We start from the raw sequence: 20,879 nt of genomic DNA, 5'->3' as shown, positions 1-20,879 counted from the left end.
ACGCACGCGTGGACCAGGTGCATGAAGCCGCGCAGCGTTACCCGCTGACCGAGGCGGAGACCGGCCTGTGGTATGCGCAGCGCCTGGCCGACGCGCCGGCCGCCTTCAGTACCGCGCATGCGGTGTGGGTGGAAGGCGCCCTCGACGTCCGTAGCTTCGTTGCCGCGGCGGATGCTGCCGCGCACGAAGCAGAAGCGCTCGCGCTGCGCTTCAGCGTGGGCGACGATGGCCAGCCGCAGCAGTGGCATGACCCGGACCACGTGCCCGCCATGCGCGTGGTGGACCTGAGCTTGCAGGCCGATCCTGCCGCCGCGGCACGCGCGGCGATGGACCAGGACCGGTTGCACGCGGTGGACCCTGCGCGTGACCGGCTGGCGCAGCACTGCCTGTTCGTCCTCGGCACCGACCGGTACGTGTGGTACCTGCGCGTGCATCACTTGGCCACCGATGGCTACGGGATGGCGCTCTTCAGCGAGCGGGTCTGCGCCCTTTACGGCGGGAGCCGTGGGGAACATCCCGGGCTGGCTGCATTTGCGCCCGTGATCGCCGAGGACGCCGCCTACGCAGGCAGTGAGCGGCGTGATGCCGATGGCGCGTACTGGCGTCAGTACCTGTCCGGCGCGCCTGCGGCGGAAGGGCTGACAGGCATTGCCGCTGCCGCCGCCGCAGATGCGCTGCGCCTGGTCAGCGACGTGCCGCACGCGTTGCGCGCTCGCGTGCAGGCCGTCGCGCAGCAGATCGGGCAACCGTGGCCGGACCTGCTGAGCGCGCTGACGGCTGCGTACTGCCGCCGTTTCAGCGCGCTGGACGAGGTGGTGCTGGGCGTGCCGTTCATGGGACGGCTGGGCAGCGTGTCGGCACGGGTGCCGGCCATGGTGATGAATGTGCTGCCGCTACGCGTGAGCGCGGCCGATGACAGCGTTGCCGGCTTTGTCCGCACGGTCGCGCGTGACCTGCTGCGCGGCCGCCGTCACGGCCGCTACCGTGGCGAACAGCTGCGCCGCGACCTGGGACTGATCGGTGGCCAACGCCGCCTGCACGGCCCGATGGTCAACGTGCAGCCGTTCTATCGGCCGCTGCCGCTGGCGGGTGTGCAGACCCGGCTGGAGGTGCTGGGTACCGGTCCGGTGGACGACATCACGTTCGGATTCCGGGGGGATGGCAGCACACTGCTGGACCTGGAAATCGAAGCCAACCCAACCCTTTACGACGCCGCGCAGGTAGGTGCGCATGCCGATCGGCTGCTGCATTTCATCGCCGCGGCACTGGACGTGCACGAGCGCGACGGGCGCATGGACGATATTGCCCTGGCCACCCCGGCCGAAGCGCAGCGCTATCTATACGAGGTCAACGCGACCGCGCAGGCCCTGCCGGACATATCGCTGAGCGCCTTGCTGACGAACGCGATGCAGACCCACCCGAGGGCCATTGCGCTGGCGTTCGCGGGCCAGACGATGCGCTACGCCGCGCTGGAACGCCGCAGCCGGGCCCTGGCGTTGCAGTTGCAGGCGCTGGGCGCGGCGCGCGAGTCGCGGGTGGTGATCGCATTGCCCCGTTCGCTGGATCTGGTCGTGGCGCTGGTGGCCGTGCTGCGGGCGGGCGCGGCCTACCTGCCGGTCGACCTGGCCCATCCCGATGCACGACTGGCGCGGATACTCGCGTCCGCGCAGCCGGTCTGCGTCCTGGCAGAGGCCGAGGATGCCGCCCGTTTCCCCGGCTTGGCGGTCTTGTCCCCGCAGGCGTGGAACGATACGGACGACGCCACACTGGTCGATACGGTGCACCCGCAGGACGCGGCCTACGTCATCTACACCTCCGGCTCGACCGGGGATCCAAAAGGCGTGCTGATCGAACACCGCGCCATCGTCAACCGGCTGCAATGGATGCGCGGTCACTACAGCGTCGGCAGCGACGAGCGCATTCTGCAGAAGACCCCGGCGACCTTCGATGTGTCGGTCTGGGAGTTCTTCCTGCCGTTGCTGTGCGGGGCCACGCTGGTGATCGCCGCGCCCGAGGCACACCGTGATCCGACCCTGCTGGCCACGCTGATCCGCGAACAGGCCATCACCACCGTGCATTTCGTGCCCTCGATGCTGGATGCATTCCTCGCGGTTCCTGCCGCGCAGGGCCTGACACTGCGCCGGGTGTTCACCAGCGGCGAAGCGCTGGAGCCGTCGTTGCGCGATCGCTTCCACGCCACCGTCGATGCGGAACTGCACAATCTCTACGGGCCCACGGAAGCCGCCGTGGACGTGAGCGCATGGCCCGCCAGCCGCGACGATCGCTCCCACCCGGTGCCGATCGGTCATCCGGTCTGGAACACGCGGCTCTACGTGCTCGACGCGCAGCTGCGTGCGCTGCCGCCCGGCGTACCCGGCGACTTGTACCTGGGCGGGGTGCAACTGGCACGCGGCTACCTCGGCCGCGACGATCTCACCGCCGAACGCTTCCTGGACGATCCGCACGTGGCCGGCGGCCGGCTGTACCGCAGCGGCGATGTCGCCCGGTGGCGCAGCGACGGCGCGGTGGAGTACCTGGGCCGCAGCGATCACCAGGTCAAGCTGCGCGGTCTGCGCATCGAGCTGGGCGAAATCGACGCCGCGCTGCGTTCGCAGCTCGGGGTGACCCGTGCGGAAGTGCTGCTGCGTGAGGACCGGCCGGGCGAGCGCCGCCTGGTCGGCTACGTCTCTGGCGAGGGCCTCCACATCGACCGCATTCGTAGCGGCATTGCCGCACGCCTGCCGGACTACATGCTGCCCAGCGCGCTGGTCGTGGTCGAGCAGTGGCCGGTGACCGCCAACGGCAAGCTTGATCGCAACGCGCTGCCCGCGCCCCCGCTGCACGCGCAGGACGGCCGTGCGCCGTACACGGAAACCGAGCAGGTATTGGCCGCGCTGTTCTCGCAGGTCTTGGGGCGGGAGGCGCCGATCAGTGCCGACGCCGACTTCTTCAGTCTCGGCGGCGATTCGCTGTCCGCGGTGCACCTGCTGCTGGCCATCCAGCACCGTTGGCAGCGCGACCCGGGCCTCGGCGCGGTGTTCGCCCACCCCACCGTGGCGGGCCTGGCCGCACTGCTGGACGCGCCCACCGCCGAGACCGACGATGGCTTGGCGCCCTTGATCCGCCTGGCCAGTGGCGAGCCGGGCAGGGCACCGTTGTTCGTGGTGCACCCCGCCGGTGGCATCGCCTGGAATTATCGTGACCTCGCCCGCGCCCTGCAGCCGGCCCGCGACGTCCACGGCCTGCAGTCGCCCGCACTGGACACCGCACAGCCGCTACCGGACAGCATCGACGCGCTTGCGGCCAGCTATGTGGATCGCGTGCTGTCGGTCCAGCCCGAAGGCGCCGTCCACCTGCTGGGCTGGTCGGTGGGCGGCATCATCGCCCAGGCCATGGCAGTTCGCCTGCAGGCCGTCGGTCGTCAGGTGGGCGAGCTGGTGCTGCTGGATGCCTACCCGAGCGAATGCTGGCGCGCCGAACCCGCGCCCGACCCCGTGGCCGCGCTGCGCGCATTACTGGCCATTGCAGGACACGACCCCGATGCGCATCCCGAGCTGGACAGTCGCGCGCGCATTCTGGCGTTCCTGCGCCGTGGCGACAGCGCGCTGGGCAACTTGCCCGATGCGGTACTGGATGGCGTGGTGCGTGCGGTCACCGGCACCAATGGTCTGATCCGCGAACATCACCATCGTCCCTACACCGGTCGCCTGCGGCACGTTCGCGCTGGCCGCGACCACGCCGCGCGACCCCATCTTCAATCCGCGCTGTGGAACGCGCATGCAGGGCAGGTGGATGCGCTCGAACTGCCGTTCCTGCATGCAGAGCTGACCGGCCGCGATGCCGTGGCCCAGCTTGCGCCGTGGCTCTCCACCCATCTGCAGCGCTGGGATACGCCCCCGGCAAGTGCGCTACCCAAGGAAACGTCCGCATGAAACTGACCGGATTCGACGGCACCCTCGCTCTGGTTACCGGCGCGGGCGGCGGGATCGGCGCGGCACTGGTGCAGCTGCTGCTGGACAGCGGCAGCGTGGTGATCGCCACCGACCTTGCGGTGCCGGTGCTGCCTTCGCACGCCAACCTGCATGTGCGGTCGCTGGATGTCACCGACGCGGCGGCCGTGAACGCAGTGGTCGCCTGGGCCGAGACCACGCTCGGCCCGATCGGCTTCGGCATCAACGTTGCCGGCGCGCTGCAAGTGGGCACGGTGGACCAGATCGACGACGCGCAATGGCGGCGTGTTTTCGCGGTCAACGCCGACGGGGTGTTCCATGTCTGCCGTGCGTTGGCGCGGGTAATGACGCCGCGTCGCAAGGGCGCCATCGTGACCGTCAGCTCCAATGCCGCCGGTGTTCCGCGCCACGGCATGGCGGCCTATGCCGCTTCCAAGGCCGCAGCCACCATGTTCACCCGGTGCCTCGGGCTGGAACTGGCCCCGCATGGCATCCGCTGCAACATCGTCGCGCCCGGATCCACCCTCACTGCCATGCAGACCGGCATGTGGGAGGACGCCGACGGCGCCCAGCGCGTGATCGACGGCAGTCCCGATACGTACAAGACCGGCATTCCGCTACGGAAACTGGCCACGCCGGCGGACATCGCCCAGGCGGTGATGTTCCTGCTCTCCGAGCAGGCCGGCCACATCGCCATGAGCGATCTGTATGTCGACGGTGGCGCGGCGTTGCGAGGGTAAATAGCGGCCCTGCAGCATGGCAGGGGCGAGAGCCGGCCAGCGGCCGGCACTACCGGTCAACGCGTTTCTCCGTGGTCGCCTGTTGAGGCTGCTTATCCCTTGAGCCAGCGGTCGCAGGCGGCGCTGGCATCTGCGCCCGGCGCGGCCTTCGCGCACGTCTCGCCCATGCGCGCCTGCAGGCGGCCCAGCGTGTCCTGGCCGTGGTGGACGCGGCTCCAGGTCTGCAACGTGCCCGCCAACCGCTCGAAGCGCTGCCGCGTGCGCTGGTGGTACCCGGCCGGCTGCGCATCCAGTTCGGCGATCACCTGCGCGGTCGCCTGTTCGATTGCCGCGTTGTCCTCGGGGCGCAACCGCACCAGCCCCTCCACATACAACACGCCCCACTGCACCCGCGTCGCCGGTCCCTGCGCGCCGTCGTAGGCCTTGCGCAGCCAGTCCAGCGCCGCGTCCTTGTCGCCGCGCGCCTCGGCCAGTTCAGCCAGCTCGGGCATGTAGTAATACGGCGTCTGGCTGCGATCCAGCTCGGCCAGCAGCAGCGTTTCCGCCGCTGCGTCGTCGCCGACCTCACGCAGCACGTACACCGCTGTGCTGATCGTCGCCTGTCGCTCGTGAGGGGTCCTGGCCGCCGCGTCGGCCGCGGCAACCCGCTCATGCGCCTTCTCGGCCAGTGCCGCCGGCACCCGCGCACCGGCATGCTGCTGCTTGAACAGGCTCAACTCCGTGATCACGCTGGAGAGCCGCGCATCGGCCGCGTTGTCCTGGGTGGCATCGGCACGCTCCAACGCGGCCAACAGCTGCGCGCCCAATTGCTCGCCCTGTTCGGGCGTCGCCGCCGCACGTGCCACCAGCGCCGGACCCTGGTAGCCGAGTAGATCGCGATTGGCGCGCACCTCGGTGGGCGCCGCCAGCACCGTAGTCAGCAGCGCACGGGCCTGCTCGCGTGCCTCACTGCCGGGAGCCGCCTTGTCCTTGCCGTTGGCCTCCGCGCCCAGGGCGAGCAGGGCGAAGCGTCGTTGCAACGCCGGTGCCGGCGCGGCCTTGGCCAACTGCCGCAACAGCACCGCCGGGTCGCGCTGCCCGGACAGGCGGTTGGCATCCACTTCCCAGCCGTAGTCGCCCAGGATGCGCCAGTCGTCTTCGGACACCCGCTGCGGCGACACCACCGCCACCCGCAGCACATCGGCCACGGCGGTGCGTCGCTTGGCCGCCAGGGTGAGTGCGCGGGTCAGCTCGGCACTGTCGTTGCCGCCGGCCAGGCGGGTGATTTCGTGGCGCTGCGGATCCAGCACGATCAGCGTGGGATACCCGCGCACGCCGAACTGCTCGCCCAGCGCCTGCGCGCCGTCCAGGTCGCCGTCCAGGTACACCGGCACGTACTGTCGGGTGAGCGCGATGAAGGCCGGATCACGGAACAGGGTCGCCTTGAGCTTGTTGCACGGCGGGCACCACACCGCGCCCCAGTACAGCAGCACCGGCTTGCCGGACTGGCGCGCATCGGCAAAGGCGTCCTCCACATCGCCATGCCGCCAGGCGATTTCCTCGGCGGCCGGCGCCGCTTCCGCAGACGCTACCGGACTGGCCGAAGGGGGCTGCTGGCACGCGGCAAGCGCAGTGCACAGGGCGAGCAGGGCGAAGGGCAGGGAAACGCGCATCGGCAGGATCCAGCAGGGGAGAGGTGCCGCAGGCGCGGCCAGCCTGCATTCTAGGAAGCTGCCGGCCCGTGCAGCGGGGCCGGTTCATGCCGATTGCTTATCTGCCCAGTCGCGGCGGTGATCAGCCCGGCCCCAACCGGTCGTACATCCGCACCAGATCGACCAGGGTGCGGGCCTGCATCTTGCGCATCACGTTGGCGCGGCGCACCTTCACCGTGATCTCGCTGACGCCCAGTTCGCCGGCGATCTGCTTGTTGAGGCGGCCGCGCACCACCCCATCCACCACGTCACGTTCGCCAGCGGTAAGCGCAACCCAGCGCTGGCGCAGGATGTCCAGCGCCTCCTCATCACGGCGGCGCAGACGGTCGCGCTCGATGCCGAGGTGGATCGCATCCAGCAGTTCCTGGTCACGGAACGGCTTGGTCAGGAATTCAATGGCGCCTTCCTTCATCGCGGCCACGCCCATGGCGATATCGCCGTGCCCGGTGATGAACACCACCGGCAGCGTCAATCCATGGCTGGCCATCTGCCGATGGAACTCCAGCCCGCTTTGGCCCGGCATGCGCACGTCCAGCACCAGGCAGGCTGGCGCATCCTGGCGCGGGTGCTGCAGGAAGGCGGCGATGGAATCGAAGGCGCGCACCTGCAGCCCCATCGAGGCCAGCAGGTCTTCCAGCGCGGCACGCACCGAATGGTCGTCGTCGACCACGTACACGATCGGTGCCGGCTCGCCGGCCGGTGCAGCGGGCTTAGCCATGGTCGGCCCCGGCATCGACCGGAAGCTCGAACACGAAACGCGCGCCACCGCCTTCGGCAGGCTCGGCGCGGATCCGGCCGCCGTTGGCTTCCAGGATGCTGCGGCTCAGGCTCAAGCCCAGCCCCAGCCCCCCCGACTTGGTGGTCCAGAACGCATCGAACACGCGCTCCGGTGCTTCCAATGGCAGCCCGCTGCCGTGGTCGCGCACGCTCAGTGCGACGCGTGCGTCATCCACGCGGAGACTACGCAGCGTCAGACGACGCCCACCGGCGGGAATCCCGGCCATCGCATCGACCGCGTTGAGAATGAGGTTGCCGATCACCTGCTGCACCTGTACACGATCCCCGAATACCAGCGGCAGTTCGTCATCGAACTGGGTGTTTACCGCCACCGCGTGCTGCTCCAGCTCGCTGCGCGACAACGCCAGCATTTCCAGCACCGCCTGGTTGAGATCGAAGCCGCGTCGTTCCGGGCTGGCACCCTGGGTCAAGCCACGGATGCGTGCGATCACGTCACTGGCGCGGTGCGCGTCGGCGAGGATGCGGGCCAACGTCTGCCGCGCCTTCTCCACGTTCGGCGGCGCCTGCGCCAGCCAGCGCTGGCTGGCTTCGGCACTGCTGGCGATGGCGGCCAGCGGCTGGTTCACTTCATGGGCGATGGAGGTGGTCAGCTCGCCCACCGTGGAGGCGCGCGCAACGCGCAGCAGACGCGCCTGCGCTTCCTGCACGGCGGCCTTGGCCGCTTCCATTTTCAGTGACAGGTAGGTGGTGATGACGATCACCAGCATGCCGATGGCCGAGTTGACCAGACCGATGCGGTAGGTGCCGAAGCGGGTCAGGAAGAAGCTCAGCCCGGTCAACGCGATGCAGATGGCCGCCAGCAGCACCAACCCGCGGGCACTCATGACCCGCGATGCAGCCAGGATCACCGCCGCATAGAAGCACGCGGCGGCCACGGCGTAATCGGTCAGCGTGTCGGCGGCGAAGATCGCGGCCATGACCACGCCCAGGCCGAGCAGGGCCAGGGTATGCCGCGAAGGCGAAGAGGGCATCGGAACGACTCCCGTTGGTACAGGGTGGAGCGCCGCAACAAGCGGCGCGCGGAGCATAGCATCGGTACCGTGGTGGGCCGGTGTCAGTCCTCCAGCGTGGCATTCCAGAAGCCCTGCAGCACGCCGGGCGTGGTCGACAGCGTGGCCAGCACGGCATCCAGCTCATCGGCATCCACCGCCGTCGCATACAGCACGGCTTCGATTTCCACGTCGCGGTCGCCGAACGGCCGCGGCTCCACTGCCCGTACCGGGTAGTGCGCCTGCTCCAGCAGCACCAGCAGCTGGTCCAGCACCTCGGCCTGCCGGTCACGCTGGCAGATCACCGTGACCGCGTAGGTAGCCTCGCCGGACGCTTCCTGCAGCGGTTGCCGCTGGATGCGGTTGACTACCGGCCGCAGCAGTGTGTTGGCGGCCAGTACAAACAGCGCGGCCAATACCGCCTCGGGCAACAGCTTGATCCCGGCACAGGCGCCCACCGCCGCCGAGCCCCACAGCGTGGCGGCCGTGTTGAGCCCGGATACCTGCGCACCGTCCTTCATGATCGCCCCGGCGCCGAGGAAACCGACGCCGGAGATCACGTAGGCCACCACATGCAGCGGCGAGGGCGGCCCGCCGTACATGTCATGGAAGCGCACGGCCAGATCGACGAACACCGCCGCGCCCACCGCCACCAGCGTATTGGTGCGCAGCCCGGCCGTGCGCTGGCGCAGCTGGCGCTCCAGGCCGATCGCCGAGCCGAGCACGAAGGCGGTAGCCAGGCTGATCAGCGTGCTGACCGTGGCCCCGGCATTGAACGGCGGCAGATGCGGATTGAGATCCATCACTGCCACCCGTAACGACGGATGTAGACTTTCTTCAGCAGCGTGGTCAGCACCGCATAGCCGAACAGGATCGCGACCAGGAACGGCCAGTAGCCCGGCGGCAGCGCCTGCAGCTTGAAGTAGCCGGCCAGCGGGCTCATCGGCAGCAGCACGCCGATGGCCATGATCAGCCCGGTCATCACCAGCAGCGGCGGGGCGGCAATGCTCTGCACGAACGGCACCTTGGGCGTGCGGATCATGTGCACGATCAGGGTCTGGGTGAGCAGGCCCACCACGAACCAGCCCGACTGGAACAGGCTCTGGTCGGCCACGGTGCGCGCGTCGAACACGTACCACATCAGGGCAAAGCAGCTCAGGTCGAAGATCGAACTGATCGGCCCGAAGAACACCATGAAGCGACCGATGTCCGCCGGGTTCCACTTCAGCGGCTTGCGCACCAGCTCTTCGTCCACGTTGTCGAACGGAATGGCGATCTGCGAGATGTCATACAGCAGGTTCTGCACCAGCAGTTGCAGCGGCAGCATCGGCAGGAACGGCAGGAAGGCCGAGGCCACCAGCACCGAGAACACATTGCCGAAGTTGGAGCTGGCGGTCATGCGGATGTACTTGAGCATGTTGCTGAAGGTGCGCCGGCCCTGGATGACGCCTTCTTCGAGCACCATCAGGCTCTTCTCGAGCAGGATGATGTCGGCGGCCTCCTTGGCGATGTCCACCGCGCTGTCCACGCTGATGCCGATATCGGCCGCGCGCAGGGCCGGCGCATCGTTGATGCCATCGCCGAGGAACCCCACCACCTTGCCCTGCGCGCGCAGGGCACGTACCAGCCGTTCCTTGTGCAGGGGGGTGAGCCGGGCGAACACACGGTGGCGGGTGAGTGCGTCGGCAACGGCGGCATCGTCCATGCGTTCGATCTGCGGCCCGGTCAGGATCGCATCGGCGTGCAGGCCCACCTGGGCGCACACCCGCGCGGTGACCAGCTCGTTGTCGCCGGTGAACACCTTCACCTCCACGCCGAGCGCCGCCAGGGCCTGCAGCGCCTGCGCGGTGGATTCCTTCGGTGGATCCAGGAACGCCACATAGCCGAGCAGGGTGAGGCCCTGTTCGTCGGCCTGCGAGTAGACCTGCTGGGTCGCCGGGGTTTCCTTCATCGCCACCGCCACCACGCGCAGGCCCTGTTCGTTCAGCTCCTCGGTGGTCTGCCGCACCCGGGCCAGCCGCGCCGCGTCGAGCGGCAGGTCGCGGCCGTCTTCGCGCACGGTGCTGCACACCGCCAGCATCTCTTCCACCGCGCCCTTGCAGATCAGCTCGTGGTGGTCGTCGCGCTCGGACACCACCACCGACATGCGGCGGCGCTCGAAGTCGAACGGAATCTCATCGACCTTGCGGTAGTCCTGCGCCAGGCGCAGCTCGGTCTGCAGCTCCACGTGCTCCAGCACCGCGCGGTCGAGCAGGTTGCTCAGCCCAGTCTGGAAGTGGCTGTTGAGGTAGGCGAAGGTGAGCACGTCCTGCGAGTCGTTGCCGAACACATCGGTATGCCGCTCCAGCGCGATCCGGTCCTGGGTGAGGGTGCCGGTCTTGTCGGTGCACAGCACTTCCATCGCGCCGAAGTTCTGGATCGCATCCAGCCGCTTGACGATCACCTTGCGCCGCGACAACAGCACCGCGCCCTTGGCCAGGGTGGAGGTGACGATCATCGGCAGCATTTCCGGGGTCAGCCCGACCGCCACCGACAGCGCGAACAGGAACGCTTCGGTCCAGTCGCCCTTGGTCACGCCGTTGACCAGCAGCACGAACGGCACCATCACCAGCGCGAAGCGGATCAGCAGCCAGCTGACGCTGTTGACGCCGGCCTGGAAGGCGGTGGGCGCCCGCTCGGTGGCGGTGCTGCGCTGGGCGATGGTGCCAAAGCAGGTGCGGTTGCCGGTGGCCAGCACCACCGCCGTGGCCGTCCCGGACACCACGTTGGTGCCCATGAACAGCAGGTTGGGCTGTTCCAGTAGATTGGCCTGGGCCACATCGGGCACCGCGAACTTCTCCACCGGCAGCGACTCGCCGGTCATCGCCGCCTGCGCCACGAACAGATCCTTGGCCGTGAGCACGCGGCAGTCGGCCGGGATCATGTCGCCGGCCGAGAGCACGATGTGGTCGCCGGGGACCAGTTCGCGGATCGGAAGCGAGCGCTGCTGCGCCGGCCGCCGGCTGTGCAGGTGCGCGCCGAAGTACTGGTCGGCCACGTCGGCCGCCTCGGTCCCCGCCGAACGCCGCAGCACGCGTGCGTTGTTGCCGACCAGCGCCTTGAGCCGCTCGGCGGCGCGGTTGGAACGCCCTTCCTGGATGAAGCGGATCAGGGTGGACAGCACTACCATGGTGCCGATCACCACGGTGGCCTTGAGGTCCTCGGTCAGCCAGGAGACCGCCGCCAACAGGGTCAGCAGCAGGTTGAACGGGTTGCGGTAGCACTGCCACAGATGGCGCCACCACGGCAGCGGCTTTTCGTGATCGATTTCGTTGGGGCCGACGCGGTCAAGGCGCTCGCCGGCCTCATGCATGCTCAGTCCATCGGGATGCGAATCCAGCGCGGCCAGTGCAGTGGCCAAGGGCGCATGCGCCAACCGCAGCAGGCCATCGCTGAAGTCCACCGGCACCGATGTCGCCGCACCGCGGCCGATGCCCGCCTCGGGCAGGGCACGGCGACGGAACAGGCTGCCGGCGCGGCGGCTGCGCAGGAAGGCATCGAACCATGCGTTGAGCAGGGTCATGGGGAACTCCTCAGGCGTGCTGCGCGCGGGCGACGGAAAACGTCACCATCGGCAGCGAAAAACGGGGATTGCCGCGCGAGCACAGCGGCTTCATGGCGGTACGGATCGGCGCGGGCAGGTGGCGCAGCACGCTGACGCGCTCGACGATCGGCAGCAGGCTCAAGGCGTCGGCGATGATCCGCGCCGAGCCCAATGCCAGGGCACGGGCGAACAGCGGTGCGCCGTGCTGCAACAGCTGGCTGCGCAGCGCGGCGACGTTGCGCTCACCGATCAGGCGGCGCAGGGTGATGTAGAGGATCTTGTAGTTCATCGGAAAGCCTCCGGGCAGGCAGCGCCCGTCGGCTTCCAGTGACTCAGTCGAGCCGAAGCCGCCGGCCGGACGCCGGGGTGAAACAGGGCAGTGGGTGGATCAGGGGCGCGTGGCGCCCGGCAGGATCGGGATCCATGGGGAAATCCGGTAGCGGAAGGGCGGATCCGGGGCGACGCACTGCGCCGAACCGGTGCGCGTATTGTCCGCACCGCACGCCCGCAGGCCTAGATGCCCGTGGGTTCGCCGCGATATACCTTGGTATAGGGGTGCGATGCCGGCCGTCGGCCGACCGCGTGGATCAGGACTTGGCCGGGCGTGCGCGACGCGGCTTGGGAATGCGGCCCACGTCCCGCGCCGGCGCACTACTGCGTGGCTGCAGCGGTTCCAGCCAGGACAGGTTGTCCACGTAGGCCAGGAAGTGTTTCAGGTAACCGGGCGAGATGTCGCCCATCAACGTGATCGCGCGATGCACCAGCACCGCCGAGTTCAGCGGACCGCCATCGCTGGGTGCGGCCGCCAGCGATTGGCGTACCTGGCTGCGGCTGCGCACGGTGGCCCACAGCGCACGGAATTCGTCGATCGCCGGCAGGGCAGGGTAAGCGGTTGGGGCCGTTTGCGCGCCGCTGGACGCGTCGGGTGTGGACAACACGCGCGGGCGGGCGGCAAGTTCCGCGACCAGATCGGCCAATGGCGCCGCGCGCAGCGGCGCTGCGACGACGCCGCGCCGGGAAGCGCGCGGGAGCGCACTGGCGTAGGCCGCCACGCGGTCGGACAAGCGTTGTTCCAGCAGCGTGCGCGCGGTCCCTTGCGCACGCGCCGCACGTGCCTGCAGGGCATCGAGCACCGCGAACGCGACCGGGTCGTGCCGGTCCAGCTGTTGCTGGCGCCACTGTTCCAGCCGCGCGCGCGGATCGACCGGCTTAGCCGCCATTGCTGGCCTTGGCCGGCCTGGGCCGCGGAATCGGCGCCATTTCAACACGCCGGTTGCGTGCACGCCCGTCCTCATCGGCATTGGAGCCGACCGGCTGCTCGGCGCCGAACGCGGCGGCAAACACCGCAGAGGCGGGCACGCCTTCGGCGATCAACGCGCGGGTCACGGTAAGCGCGCGCTCGGCCGACAACGCCCAGTTGTCGGCGAACTGGCGATTGCCTTCGCGCACCTGGCGGTCGTCGGTGAAGCCACTGACCATCAGGATTTCCTCGCGCGAGGACAGATACTCGGCCAGCGGCGCGGCCAGGCTCTTCAGCAGCTCGCGGCCTTCCGGCTGCAGCTGGTCGGAATTGAGCGCGAACAGCACGCTGCCGCGGATGCCGATGCGGCCATCCACCAGTGTCACCCGGCCGGCCGCGAGCGGCACCGCCAGTGCCTGCTCCAGGGTCTTGCGCCGCGCCGCTTCGGCCTGACGCTGCTTGACCTCATGGTCCAGGCGGGTGGACAGCTCCAGTTGCAGCGCCACCACGCCGACCAGGATCAGCACGAACGCGCCCAGCAGCACCGACATCAGGTCGCCGAAGGCGGCCCAGATCGGTGCACCGGACTCGCCGTCGACCTCGATCTCATCGCTCATGCGCTGGCGGCCTTGCCAGTGCCCCGGCGTGCGCCGAGCTGCTGCAGTTCCTCGATGATCTGCTTCTGCGACAGCACGCTGAGGTCGATCACCTCGCGTGCCTGGCCCACGTAGTACGCCAGCTGCTCGTCGCTGCGTGCCAAGGATGCATCCAGCGCGGTGCCGATCTGCTCCAGGCGCTGCCCGAGATCGGCGCTGGCGGTGCCGAACACCTGCATCGCACCGCCGAAGGCATCGGCCAGGCTGGCCACTTCGACCGCGCTGCCGGTGACCTGCGCGGCCACCTCGCCGAGCTTGCCGGTTTCAACCGCCAGGTGCTCGGTGAAGCGGCTGCCGACCCGTTCAAGCAGATCGGCCGAGGTGGTGACCAGCGCGTCCACCGCCGTGCGCTGCTCGGTCGAGGCGTGGTTGACCGCATCCAGCAGGGTTTCCAGCGTGGCCAGCAGACGGCTGCGCTCGTCCAGCATCGCGGTATCGCGGACCATGCTGTCGGAGAGTTTCTGGCGCAGTTCGGCGACCACGTCGGCGGCGGCCTTGGGCGCCTCGGAAGCCACCTGTACGAGACGCGAGATCTCGGCGATGGTGTCGCTGGCGTGGGCCTGGGTCTGCGCGCTGATCTGCTGCGCAGTGCTTGCCAGGGCATCGCAGATTGCCTGCTGGCGCTGCGCGACCTGCGCGCTGGTCTGCGACCACTGCTCGCCCAGCGTGACGGTCAGCGCTTCGAACGCGCCGCTCCACTGTGCCAGGCGCTGGGCATCGCGGGATTCCAGTGCGTCCTGCAACGTATGCTGCGACTGTTGCATCGCCTCCACCAGCGCGGCGGCCTGGGTATCGAAGGTGCCGGCAACCGCTGACAAGGCCGTCTGGTTGCGTTCGGCCAGCGCGCTGCTGGTGGCCTGCTGCTCGTCCAGCGCGGCACGCCACAGCGCCGCGGTCTGCCCGCTGCTCTGTTCCAGCCGGTTGGCGAGGGAGTCGACCAGCGCGGTGGCACGTGCATCGTGCTGGTCGGTCAACCGCTGCAATGCCGCGTCGAGGGCGGCAACCAGGCTGTCGTTGGCCTGCTGCTGCGCGTGCTGGGCGGTTGCCCAGCGTTCGGCCGTGGCGTCCAGGCGGGACGCCAGCGCATCGGCCAGGTCGCTGGCCTGGCGCGCGTGTTCCCCGGTGAACTGCGCCAGGCTGTCGCGCAGCTCGGCGGTGAGCGCCTGGTGGGTCCGCTGCTGCGCGGTCTGCGCCGCACTCCAGTGCTGCACGTTGTCGGCCATGCGCTCGGAGAGTGCATCGAGCAGGCCCACCGCACGCTGATCGTGCTGGGCGCTCAGCTGCTCCAGCGCAGTGCGCAACGCCTCACTCGACTGCTGGTTGCTCTGCTGCTGGGCGGCCAGCGCGGCGCGCCAGGTCTCCGCGTTGGCGGCATGGTTGGCTGCAAGGCCGGCGTTGAGCCCGCTCAACTGCTGTTCCACCGCAGCGCCCACGTGCTGCTGCAGTGCGCGGGTATCGCCGGCAATGGCGGCCATCGTGTCCTGCATGATCGGTTGCAGCGATTCGCCGACCGCACGGGCACTGGCGGCCATGCTGTCCTTGAGCGCCAGCTCGACCGCAGCGGCCAGGCGTGCGTGTTCGGCGTCGGCCTTGGCGTGGAAACGCTCCTGGCTGTCGAGCAACTGCTGCTGGGTCTGGGTGCTGCGTTCCTCGATCGCCACGGTCAACGCATGCAGGCGCTCGACCAGGGCCGGCATCAGCTCGGCCTGCGCCTGCGCCATGCGGAAGGCCTCGGCACGCTGCCAGCCCTGCGAATGCGGGTGCAGGCTGGTGGCGATCTGCGCATCCAGCAGTTGCACGGTCTGCAGGCGCTCGCGCCGGCACAGCGCGGCCAGCAGGCCCAGCATCGCCGAGGTCGCCACGCCGGCGATCGAGGTGCCGAAGGCCACTGCCAGCCCTTCCACTGGCGCGCCCAGTGAGCCACGGATGGCCTGCAGGTCGGTGGCGCTTTCCAGCGCCAGACCGGTGCCGCGCAGGGTGGCCATCATGCCGAGCAGGGTGCCGAGCATGCCCAGCAGCACCAGCAGGCCCACCAGGTACGGCGTCAGTACCGGAGCGGGCAGGGCGATGCGCTCGCCATCCACCCGCAGCCGCACCGCGTTGCGCAGCCCGTCCGGCACCCGCGCCAGCCAGCCGGCCAGGTCGGCCTGCGCCGCGCCCGCGTCCGCGACCGCGACCGCCCGGCCAAGACCGAGCGTGGCCTGGCGATAGCGCAGTAGTTCCAGCGCACCGGCGCAGTAGCAGGCCACGATCACCGCCGCGACCGCGGCACCGACCGGATTGCTGCCCAGGTAACCCGCACCGATCCAGCACGCCGCCAGCAGGCCGGCAAGGAAGACAACGAAATAAAGACTAGTTCTGAACATGACGTCCCAGTTATCGGGGGCGAAGCGCTGCAAGCAGGCCTTCGATCGGTTGAAAACGAACATCCAGTTCGGCCAGCAGCACGTCCTGCATATCCTGGTGGAAGCGCGCCAGCCAGCCATCGCTGGGTCTGGACGGCGCCGCTTCCTCGGTGTCGCCTGCGGTCGGCGCTGGCAGCGCCGACTCGCGCAGGCGTTCAAAATGCTGTCCCAACAGCGCCGGCACCGCAGCCAGCAGGCTCTGCTCGCGCGGGCTCAGGGTCTGTTCCATCACCGCATCCACTTCGGCCAACCGCGCCAGTTCCGGCGAGAGGTGACCGAGCATGTCGCGCAGCCGGCCGCGCAGGCGCCCGGTGGAGGCCTGCATGGACCGCTGCAGGTTCACGCAGTGCTGGCGATGCGCGGCATAGTCATCGGCCAGGGCGCGCTTGCCCTCGGCCGGGGCCATGATCGCGGCGATCAGCACCGCGCGCACCCGTTCGCATTCGGCCTGTTCGGCACTGTCGAACACCGGCGCATCCGGCGGTACCGGCGGCAACCGTCCATCCAGCGCCCGCGACAACGCTACCGCCCGATTCCAATCCACCCATTGGCTGAGGCGATCGGAAATATCCGGGCTGGAGGTGGGCAACGGTCCGTCGGCAAACCCCGCCAGCAGGCGGATGAAGGCCGGTCCGGGCACCGACGGTCGGTAGGGGGCTTTCGCCATGGTTCCGGCTAAAAACCATGAATTTTACACCGGAATGACGATTTGCCTGTCTGAACGGGATCGGCGGGCGCCCCGTCGCGGGCCGTCAGCCCTTGCCCGTGCTGGCGCTGCGACGTCCCGACACGTGGGCGTTTCCCGGCACATGCCAGCGCCAGGGCAGCGCCACCGCCTTGCTGATCCCGATCCGCGGCCCCACCACCGGCGCGTCCGGCGGGTTCATCCCATCGCTGACGATGCGCACGCCCCGGTCATTGCGCACCAGATCGGCACCGTCCAGCGCCTTGGTGATGCCCATCGCCTGCGACAGCCGGCCTGGGCCACTGGCCAGATCGGCATCGCGGCGGATGGCCGGCCGCGCGGCACGGACCAGGTCGAGACCGTCCACCGGCTCCAACGCACGCAACAGAACGCCCCAGCCTTGCCCGACCTCGCCACAGACCGCATTGCTGCCCCAGTGCATGCCGTAGCTGAAATACACGTAGAGGTGCCCGGCCTCGCCGAACATGGTGGCCGTGCGCGCGGTCATGCCGCGATAGGAGTGGGCTGCCGGGTCTTCGCTGCCCGCATACGCTTCCACCTCGACGATGCGGCCGGCGCGGCCGTCGTCGCGCACCAGCAGCTTGTTCAACAGGTCCGGGGCGACCTGGGTCGGGTGTCGCTGGTAGAACGTACGGGGCAGGGTGATCCAGGGGTTCATGTCATTTCCTGCAGGTCGATTTCAGACGCATCACCACCACGCGTCACGACATCTCAACGTTGAATCGAATGCGCCGATGGCCCGCTGATCTGGTCGGCGAAATCGTCCGTCGCACGCACCAGCGCGTCGGCGGTGGCCGGTTCGGTAGCGCCATGCCCGGACAACACCATCTCCAACCGGGCCTCGGGCCAGGCACAGGCCAGGTCCCACGCGCTGCGGGCGGGGCAGATGATGTCATAGCGCCCCTGCACGATCACACCCGGCAGGTGGCGGATGCGGTCGATATCGCGCAGCAGCTGGCCATGCAGGAGAAACGCGTTGTGGCGAAAGTAATGCGCCTCGATCCGGGCCTTGGCCAACGTGTCCAGCGGATCGGCAGTGGAGACAGCATCGACGTCGTGTACCAGCGTGGCGGCGTTGTCCTCCCACCCCAGCCACGCTTGTGCGGCGGCGATCTGCGTGGACAGGTCGTCGCTGTCCAGGCGCTTCCAATACGCGGCAATCATCGCCCCGCGCTCTGCTTCCGGAATATGTGCCTCGTACCGTGCCCAACGCTCGGGAAACACCCAGCGCGCCCCGCCATCGGCCTCGTTGAACCAGCGGTTTTCCTCGGCGCGCCCCAGGTATACGCCGCGCACGATCAGCCCGGTGGCGCGCTGCGGATGGGTCTGTGCATAGGCCAGCGCCAGCGTCGACCCCCACGAACCGCCAAACACCAGCCAACGCGCGATGCCCAGGTGCGCACGTACCGCTTCGATATCGGCGACCAGGTGCGCGGTGGTGTTGTCATGCAACTCCCCGAACGGCGTGGAGCGGCCACTGCCACGCTGGTCGATCAGTACGATGCGATACCGCGCCGGATCGAAAAACCGCCGGTGGGTTGGCGACGCGCCCGCGCCGGGGCCACCGTGCAGGAATACCACGGGGATGCCGTCCGGCGTACCGCATTCCTCGACATGCAAAGTGTGCAGGCCATCCACCGGCAATGCGAACTCACGGTAGGGGGAGATGGCCGGATACAACGTACGCATGGGACGTCCTCGGGGGCAGGATAGGGCAGCATAGCGGCCCTCCCCGCCGCGGTCATCCTCAGCCCTTCGTTACCCAATGCACCGCCGCGAGCGCCGTTGCCAACCGCTGCTTGGCAACGTCGTTGGTGAATGGCGGCGTGCCTGGCGGGTCGTAGACGTCCGGACGGGTGCCGGCAACGATCAGGTCAATCGCATAACACGCCCCGTTGTGCACGGCGCGGTAGCTCTCCGCGGAGACGTAGTGGCTCATCGCCGCATCGCTGGCGGTGAAATGGGTGAAGCGCACTCCGCCTATCTCCGCCGTGTCCGACGGGCCGGTCGCCTCGTCGGGCGCGACGAGGCAGGCGGCGATGTCGGCTGCCGTATCGCTGCGGCCGATCCGCATTTCGGCCGAGGTGACGTCATTGGAGCCATCCATCACGACGGCGACAAGCGGCGTCCCGATGCTGCCCGCCGCCGGATACAGTTTCCAGGCATCCAGCGTCAGGTAGCTGCGCTTGAAATCATGTTCGACATGCGTGCCGGGAACCGCGCGGACCGCGATGCCCGGTACCGGCTCGGCAAAACCATCGCCGGCCTGGGTTCCGGGCACCGACGCTGCCGGGCCCGTATCTGCGGGCGGGGCGTCTGCGGCGGCCATGGAGGATGACGCGGTGACGACCACCGCCGGTTGCGGACTGCACGCGCTGACCATGGCTACCCACGCCGTACCCAGCACGAAAAATTGGACTGCCTGCTTCATGATCGACTCTGGTTTCCATTTACGCCGCACCAGAGCGTGCGCCAGCCCGCGTTAACGCCGCGCCATCTCGCGCACGGGCGCTATGCGGCCGACTGCAACGGCGCAGGCGGCGCCGGGCAGGGTGCCATGGCAAGCCTGTGCTCGCTGGCAAACGCATACAGTTCCGATTCGGCGCGGATCCCCAGCTTGTTCATCGCCGAAATGCGCTGCCGACTGATCGTGCTGATACTGCGATCCAGGCGTGCGGCGATCTGGGTGATGCTCAGCCCGGAGGCATACAACCGCAGCACCTCCAGTTCCTTCGGCGACAGGCAGGCACACAGCGAGCCGGTTTCTTCGTCGCCGTTGCAGAGCTCGGCGCGCAGCGAACTGCAGACATAGGCCGAACCGTTGAGGACCTCGTCGATTGCCCGGGGAATGTCCAGCAGCGAGCAGGCCTTGTCGATCACCCCGCGCACGCCGTTCTTCATCGCCATCCGCAGCGTCGGTACGTTGGTGAACATCGTCATCAGCACCACCGGCAACGCCGGGTGCCTGCGGTGGATCATCGCCAGCATCGCCTGACCGTCCGGCGCGGCGCCGCCGGGCATGGAAAAGTCCGTCATCAGCACGTCGCAGGGCGCACGCTCCAGCGCGCAGAGAAGCTCATCGGCGCAGGCGGCCTCGGCCACCACGCGGTAACGGCCCGCACCTTCCAGCAAGGCACGAACGCCCAGGCGGACAACGGGATGATCGTCGGCGATGATGACGCGGATGGGCACGGTGGAACTCCTGGCGGACAAGCGTGGAGAACGGCACGGCACCCTGCCGATCGCCCGTATCGCGATTCAGGCGGCCTGCACCCTGTTCTGAGCCGAAAGTCTGTGCACTTTGATTGTTGTTGTATATACAAATAGTGCGAAAGGGGCACTGCATCTTTTGAACTGATGAAGTGTGGCGCGCAACGCATACCAATACTTGCAAACACCTGCGGCGGCGACCGTTTTCACAGTATTTGCATGGCGCGATCGAGGGGCCGGATGGTCTCCTAGAACCCCGTCGGCTGGTGACCGCCCAGCGTCACCGGCCAGGCATCCGCTCCCACACGAAGATCCCCATGATGTTGTCCGTTTCATCGTCCGCGGCCGCGGCAAGGCACGCGGTATGAGCCGCTTTCGCCGTGTGCCGTTCGACGTCGAACCGACACTTCCCTCCGCTGCGCCACAGCCGCTGCTCTTCGTGCAGGCGCTGCGCCGACGCCTGATGCTCGAACGCAAGCAGCAGGACCCCATTCATTGCGCTGCGATCATGTCCAGGGGCAAGGTGCTGTGCTGGCTGGACACCGAGCACAACCTGGGCGTGCTGGCCGAGCCGTCGGCGATGTCGATGGCCCTGTTCCAGGCGGCGCTGGTGGGTCCGCAGCCCACCCTTGAGCTGCTGCCCGTTGCGCGCAGCCTGTTCGATGCGCAGGCGGCTCGATCCCGACCGGTGGCATTGCGTCCGCTGCTCTGGCAAGCGGGCCTGCATGCAGCCGGCGATGGTGCCCCGTTGCCACCGCTGCAGGACGACACCTGCCTGCGACTGCGTCGCTGGCCGGATTTCCGCGTACTGGCGCACCGTCACGACGACTTTCGGATCTGCGCGTTGATGATCCGGCATGCGCTGGATGTGGGTAGCTGCAGTTCGATCCTGGGCCTGCCCCGTGTGGAGG

17 protein-coding genes are annotated in these 20,879 nt (G+C 68.8%); 3 read left to right on the top strand and 14 right to left on the bottom strand.

Features of this window, described 5'->3' with window-relative positions; all coding sequences use genetic code 11:
• Nucleotides 1-17 precede the first annotated feature (17 nt).
• Nucleotides 18-3,932 (top strand): amino acid adenylation domain-containing protein, encoded by a 3,915-nt coding sequence (locus tag AC1DR7_RS00085; protein ID WP_478054400.1) that lies wholly within the window; start codon nucleotides 18-20, stop codon nucleotides 3,930-3,932.
• A complete protein-coding gene (locus tag AC1DR7_RS00080; protein WP_457318477.1) occupies nucleotides 3,929-4,690 on the top strand; it encodes a 2,3-dihydro-2,3-dihydroxybenzoate dehydrogenase in 762 nt (253 codons plus the stop codon). The genes AC1DR7_RS00085 and AC1DR7_RS00080 overlap by 4 nt, the downstream gene beginning before the upstream one ends.
• A gap of 92 nt (nucleotides 4,691-4,782) precedes the next feature.
• Here the strand turns inward: AC1DR7_RS00080 and AC1DR7_RS00075 are convergent, their stop codons facing one another.
• From AC1DR7_RS00075 to AC1DR7_RS00010, 14 genes are all read right to left on the bottom strand, one after another.
• Entirely contained in the window at nucleotides 4,783-6,342 is a 1,560-nt protein-coding gene (locus tag AC1DR7_RS00075) for a thioredoxin family protein (RefSeq protein ID WP_457318476.1), read from the bottom strand.
• Nucleotides 6,343-6,463: 121 nt separating this feature from the next.
• The gene (locus AC1DR7_RS00070; RefSeq protein WP_256774287.1) at nucleotides 6,464-7,099 is read right to left on the bottom strand and encodes a response regulator transcription factor; all 636 of its coding nucleotides are present in this window, start codon (nucleotides 7,097-7,099) and stop codon (nucleotides 6,464-6,466) included.
• Nucleotides 7,092-8,150, bottom strand: a complete 1,059-nt coding sequence (locus tag AC1DR7_RS00065; RefSeq protein WP_478052549.1) for a sensor histidine kinase — start codon at nucleotides 8,148-8,150, stop codon at nucleotides 7,092-7,094. The genes AC1DR7_RS00070 and AC1DR7_RS00065 overlap by 8 nt, the downstream gene beginning before the upstream one ends.
• Nucleotides 8,151-8,233: 83 nt before the next feature.
• A complete protein-coding gene (locus AC1DR7_RS00060) occupies nucleotides 8,234-8,971 on the bottom strand; it encodes an MgtC/SapB family protein (protein ID WP_457319299.1) in 738 nt (245 codons plus the stop codon).
• Nucleotides 8,971-11,730, bottom strand: a complete 2,760-nt coding sequence (mgtA, locus tag AC1DR7_RS00055; RefSeq protein ID WP_457319300.1) for a magnesium-translocating P-type ATPase — start codon at nucleotides 11,728-11,730, stop codon at nucleotides 8,971-8,973. The genes AC1DR7_RS00060 and mgtA overlap by 1 nt, the downstream gene beginning before the upstream one ends.
• Nucleotides 11,731-11,740: 10 nt before the next feature.
• Nucleotides 11,741-12,040 carry a hypothetical protein gene (locus AC1DR7_RS00050; RefSeq protein WP_457319301.1) on the bottom strand — a complete coding sequence of 100 codons (300 nt, stop codon included), beginning with the start codon at nucleotides 12,038-12,040 and terminating at the stop codon, nucleotides 11,741-11,743.
• A gap of 298 nt (nucleotides 12,041-12,338) precedes the next feature.
• Complete coding sequence (locus tag AC1DR7_RS00045; RefSeq protein ID WP_457319302.1) at nucleotides 12,339-12,971, bottom strand: DUF2894 domain-containing protein; 633 nt, start codon at nucleotides 12,969-12,971, stop codon at nucleotides 12,339-12,341.
• A complete protein-coding gene (locus AC1DR7_RS00040) occupies nucleotides 12,961-13,608 on the bottom strand; it encodes an OmpA family protein (protein ID WP_256774293.1) in 648 nt (215 codons plus the stop codon). Before AC1DR7_RS00040 ends, AC1DR7_RS00045 begins: the two co-directional genes overlap by 11 nt.
• Nucleotides 13,605-16,013, bottom strand: coding sequence for a DUF802 domain-containing protein (locus tag AC1DR7_RS00035; protein WP_457319303.1), 2,409 nt, complete (start codon nucleotides 16,011-16,013; stop codon nucleotides 13,605-13,607). Before AC1DR7_RS00035 ends, AC1DR7_RS00040 begins: the two co-directional genes overlap by 4 nt.
• A gap of 10 nt (nucleotides 16,014-16,023) precedes the next feature.
• The gene (locus AC1DR7_RS00030) at nucleotides 16,024-16,719 is read right to left on the bottom strand and encodes a DUF3348 domain-containing protein (RefSeq protein WP_457319304.1); all 696 of its coding nucleotides are present in this window, start codon (nucleotides 16,717-16,719) and stop codon (nucleotides 16,024-16,026) included.
• Nucleotides 16,720-16,804: 85 nt separating this feature from the next.
• Nucleotides 16,805-17,416 carry a DNA-3-methyladenine glycosylase gene (locus tag AC1DR7_RS00025; RefSeq protein ID WP_478052129.1) on the bottom strand — a complete coding sequence of 204 codons (612 nt, stop codon included), beginning with the start codon at nucleotides 17,414-17,416 and terminating at the stop codon, nucleotides 16,805-16,807.
• A gap of 53 nt (nucleotides 17,417-17,469) precedes the next feature.
• Nucleotides 17,470-18,447, bottom strand: a complete 978-nt coding sequence (pip, locus tag AC1DR7_RS00020; protein ID WP_478052548.1) for a prolyl aminopeptidase — start codon at nucleotides 18,445-18,447, stop codon at nucleotides 17,470-17,472.
• A 58-nt stretch (nucleotides 18,448-18,505) separates the two neighbouring features.
• Complete coding sequence (locus AC1DR7_RS00015) at nucleotides 18,506-19,189, bottom strand: hypothetical protein (RefSeq protein ID WP_457321893.1); 684 nt, start codon at nucleotides 19,187-19,189, stop codon at nucleotides 18,506-18,508.
• An 80-nt stretch (nucleotides 19,190-19,269) separates the two neighbouring features.
• On the bottom strand, nucleotides 19,270-19,950 hold the full coding sequence (locus AC1DR7_RS00010) for a response regulator (RefSeq protein WP_478051802.1): 681 nt from the start codon (nucleotides 19,948-19,950) through the stop codon (nucleotides 19,270-19,272).
• Between the two features lie 382 nt (nucleotides 19,951-20,332).
• Between AC1DR7_RS00010 and AC1DR7_RS00005 the strand changes: the two genes are divergently transcribed.
• On the top strand, nucleotides 20,333-20,879 hold a 547-nt coding region (locus AC1DR7_RS00005), incomplete at its 3' end, for a hypothetical protein (RefSeq protein ID WP_478076349.1).

The sequence above is a fragment of the Stenotrophomonas sp. P5_A9 genome (assembly GCF_056400525.1).
This window is presented reverse-complemented; position numbering and strand designations above follow the sequence as displayed.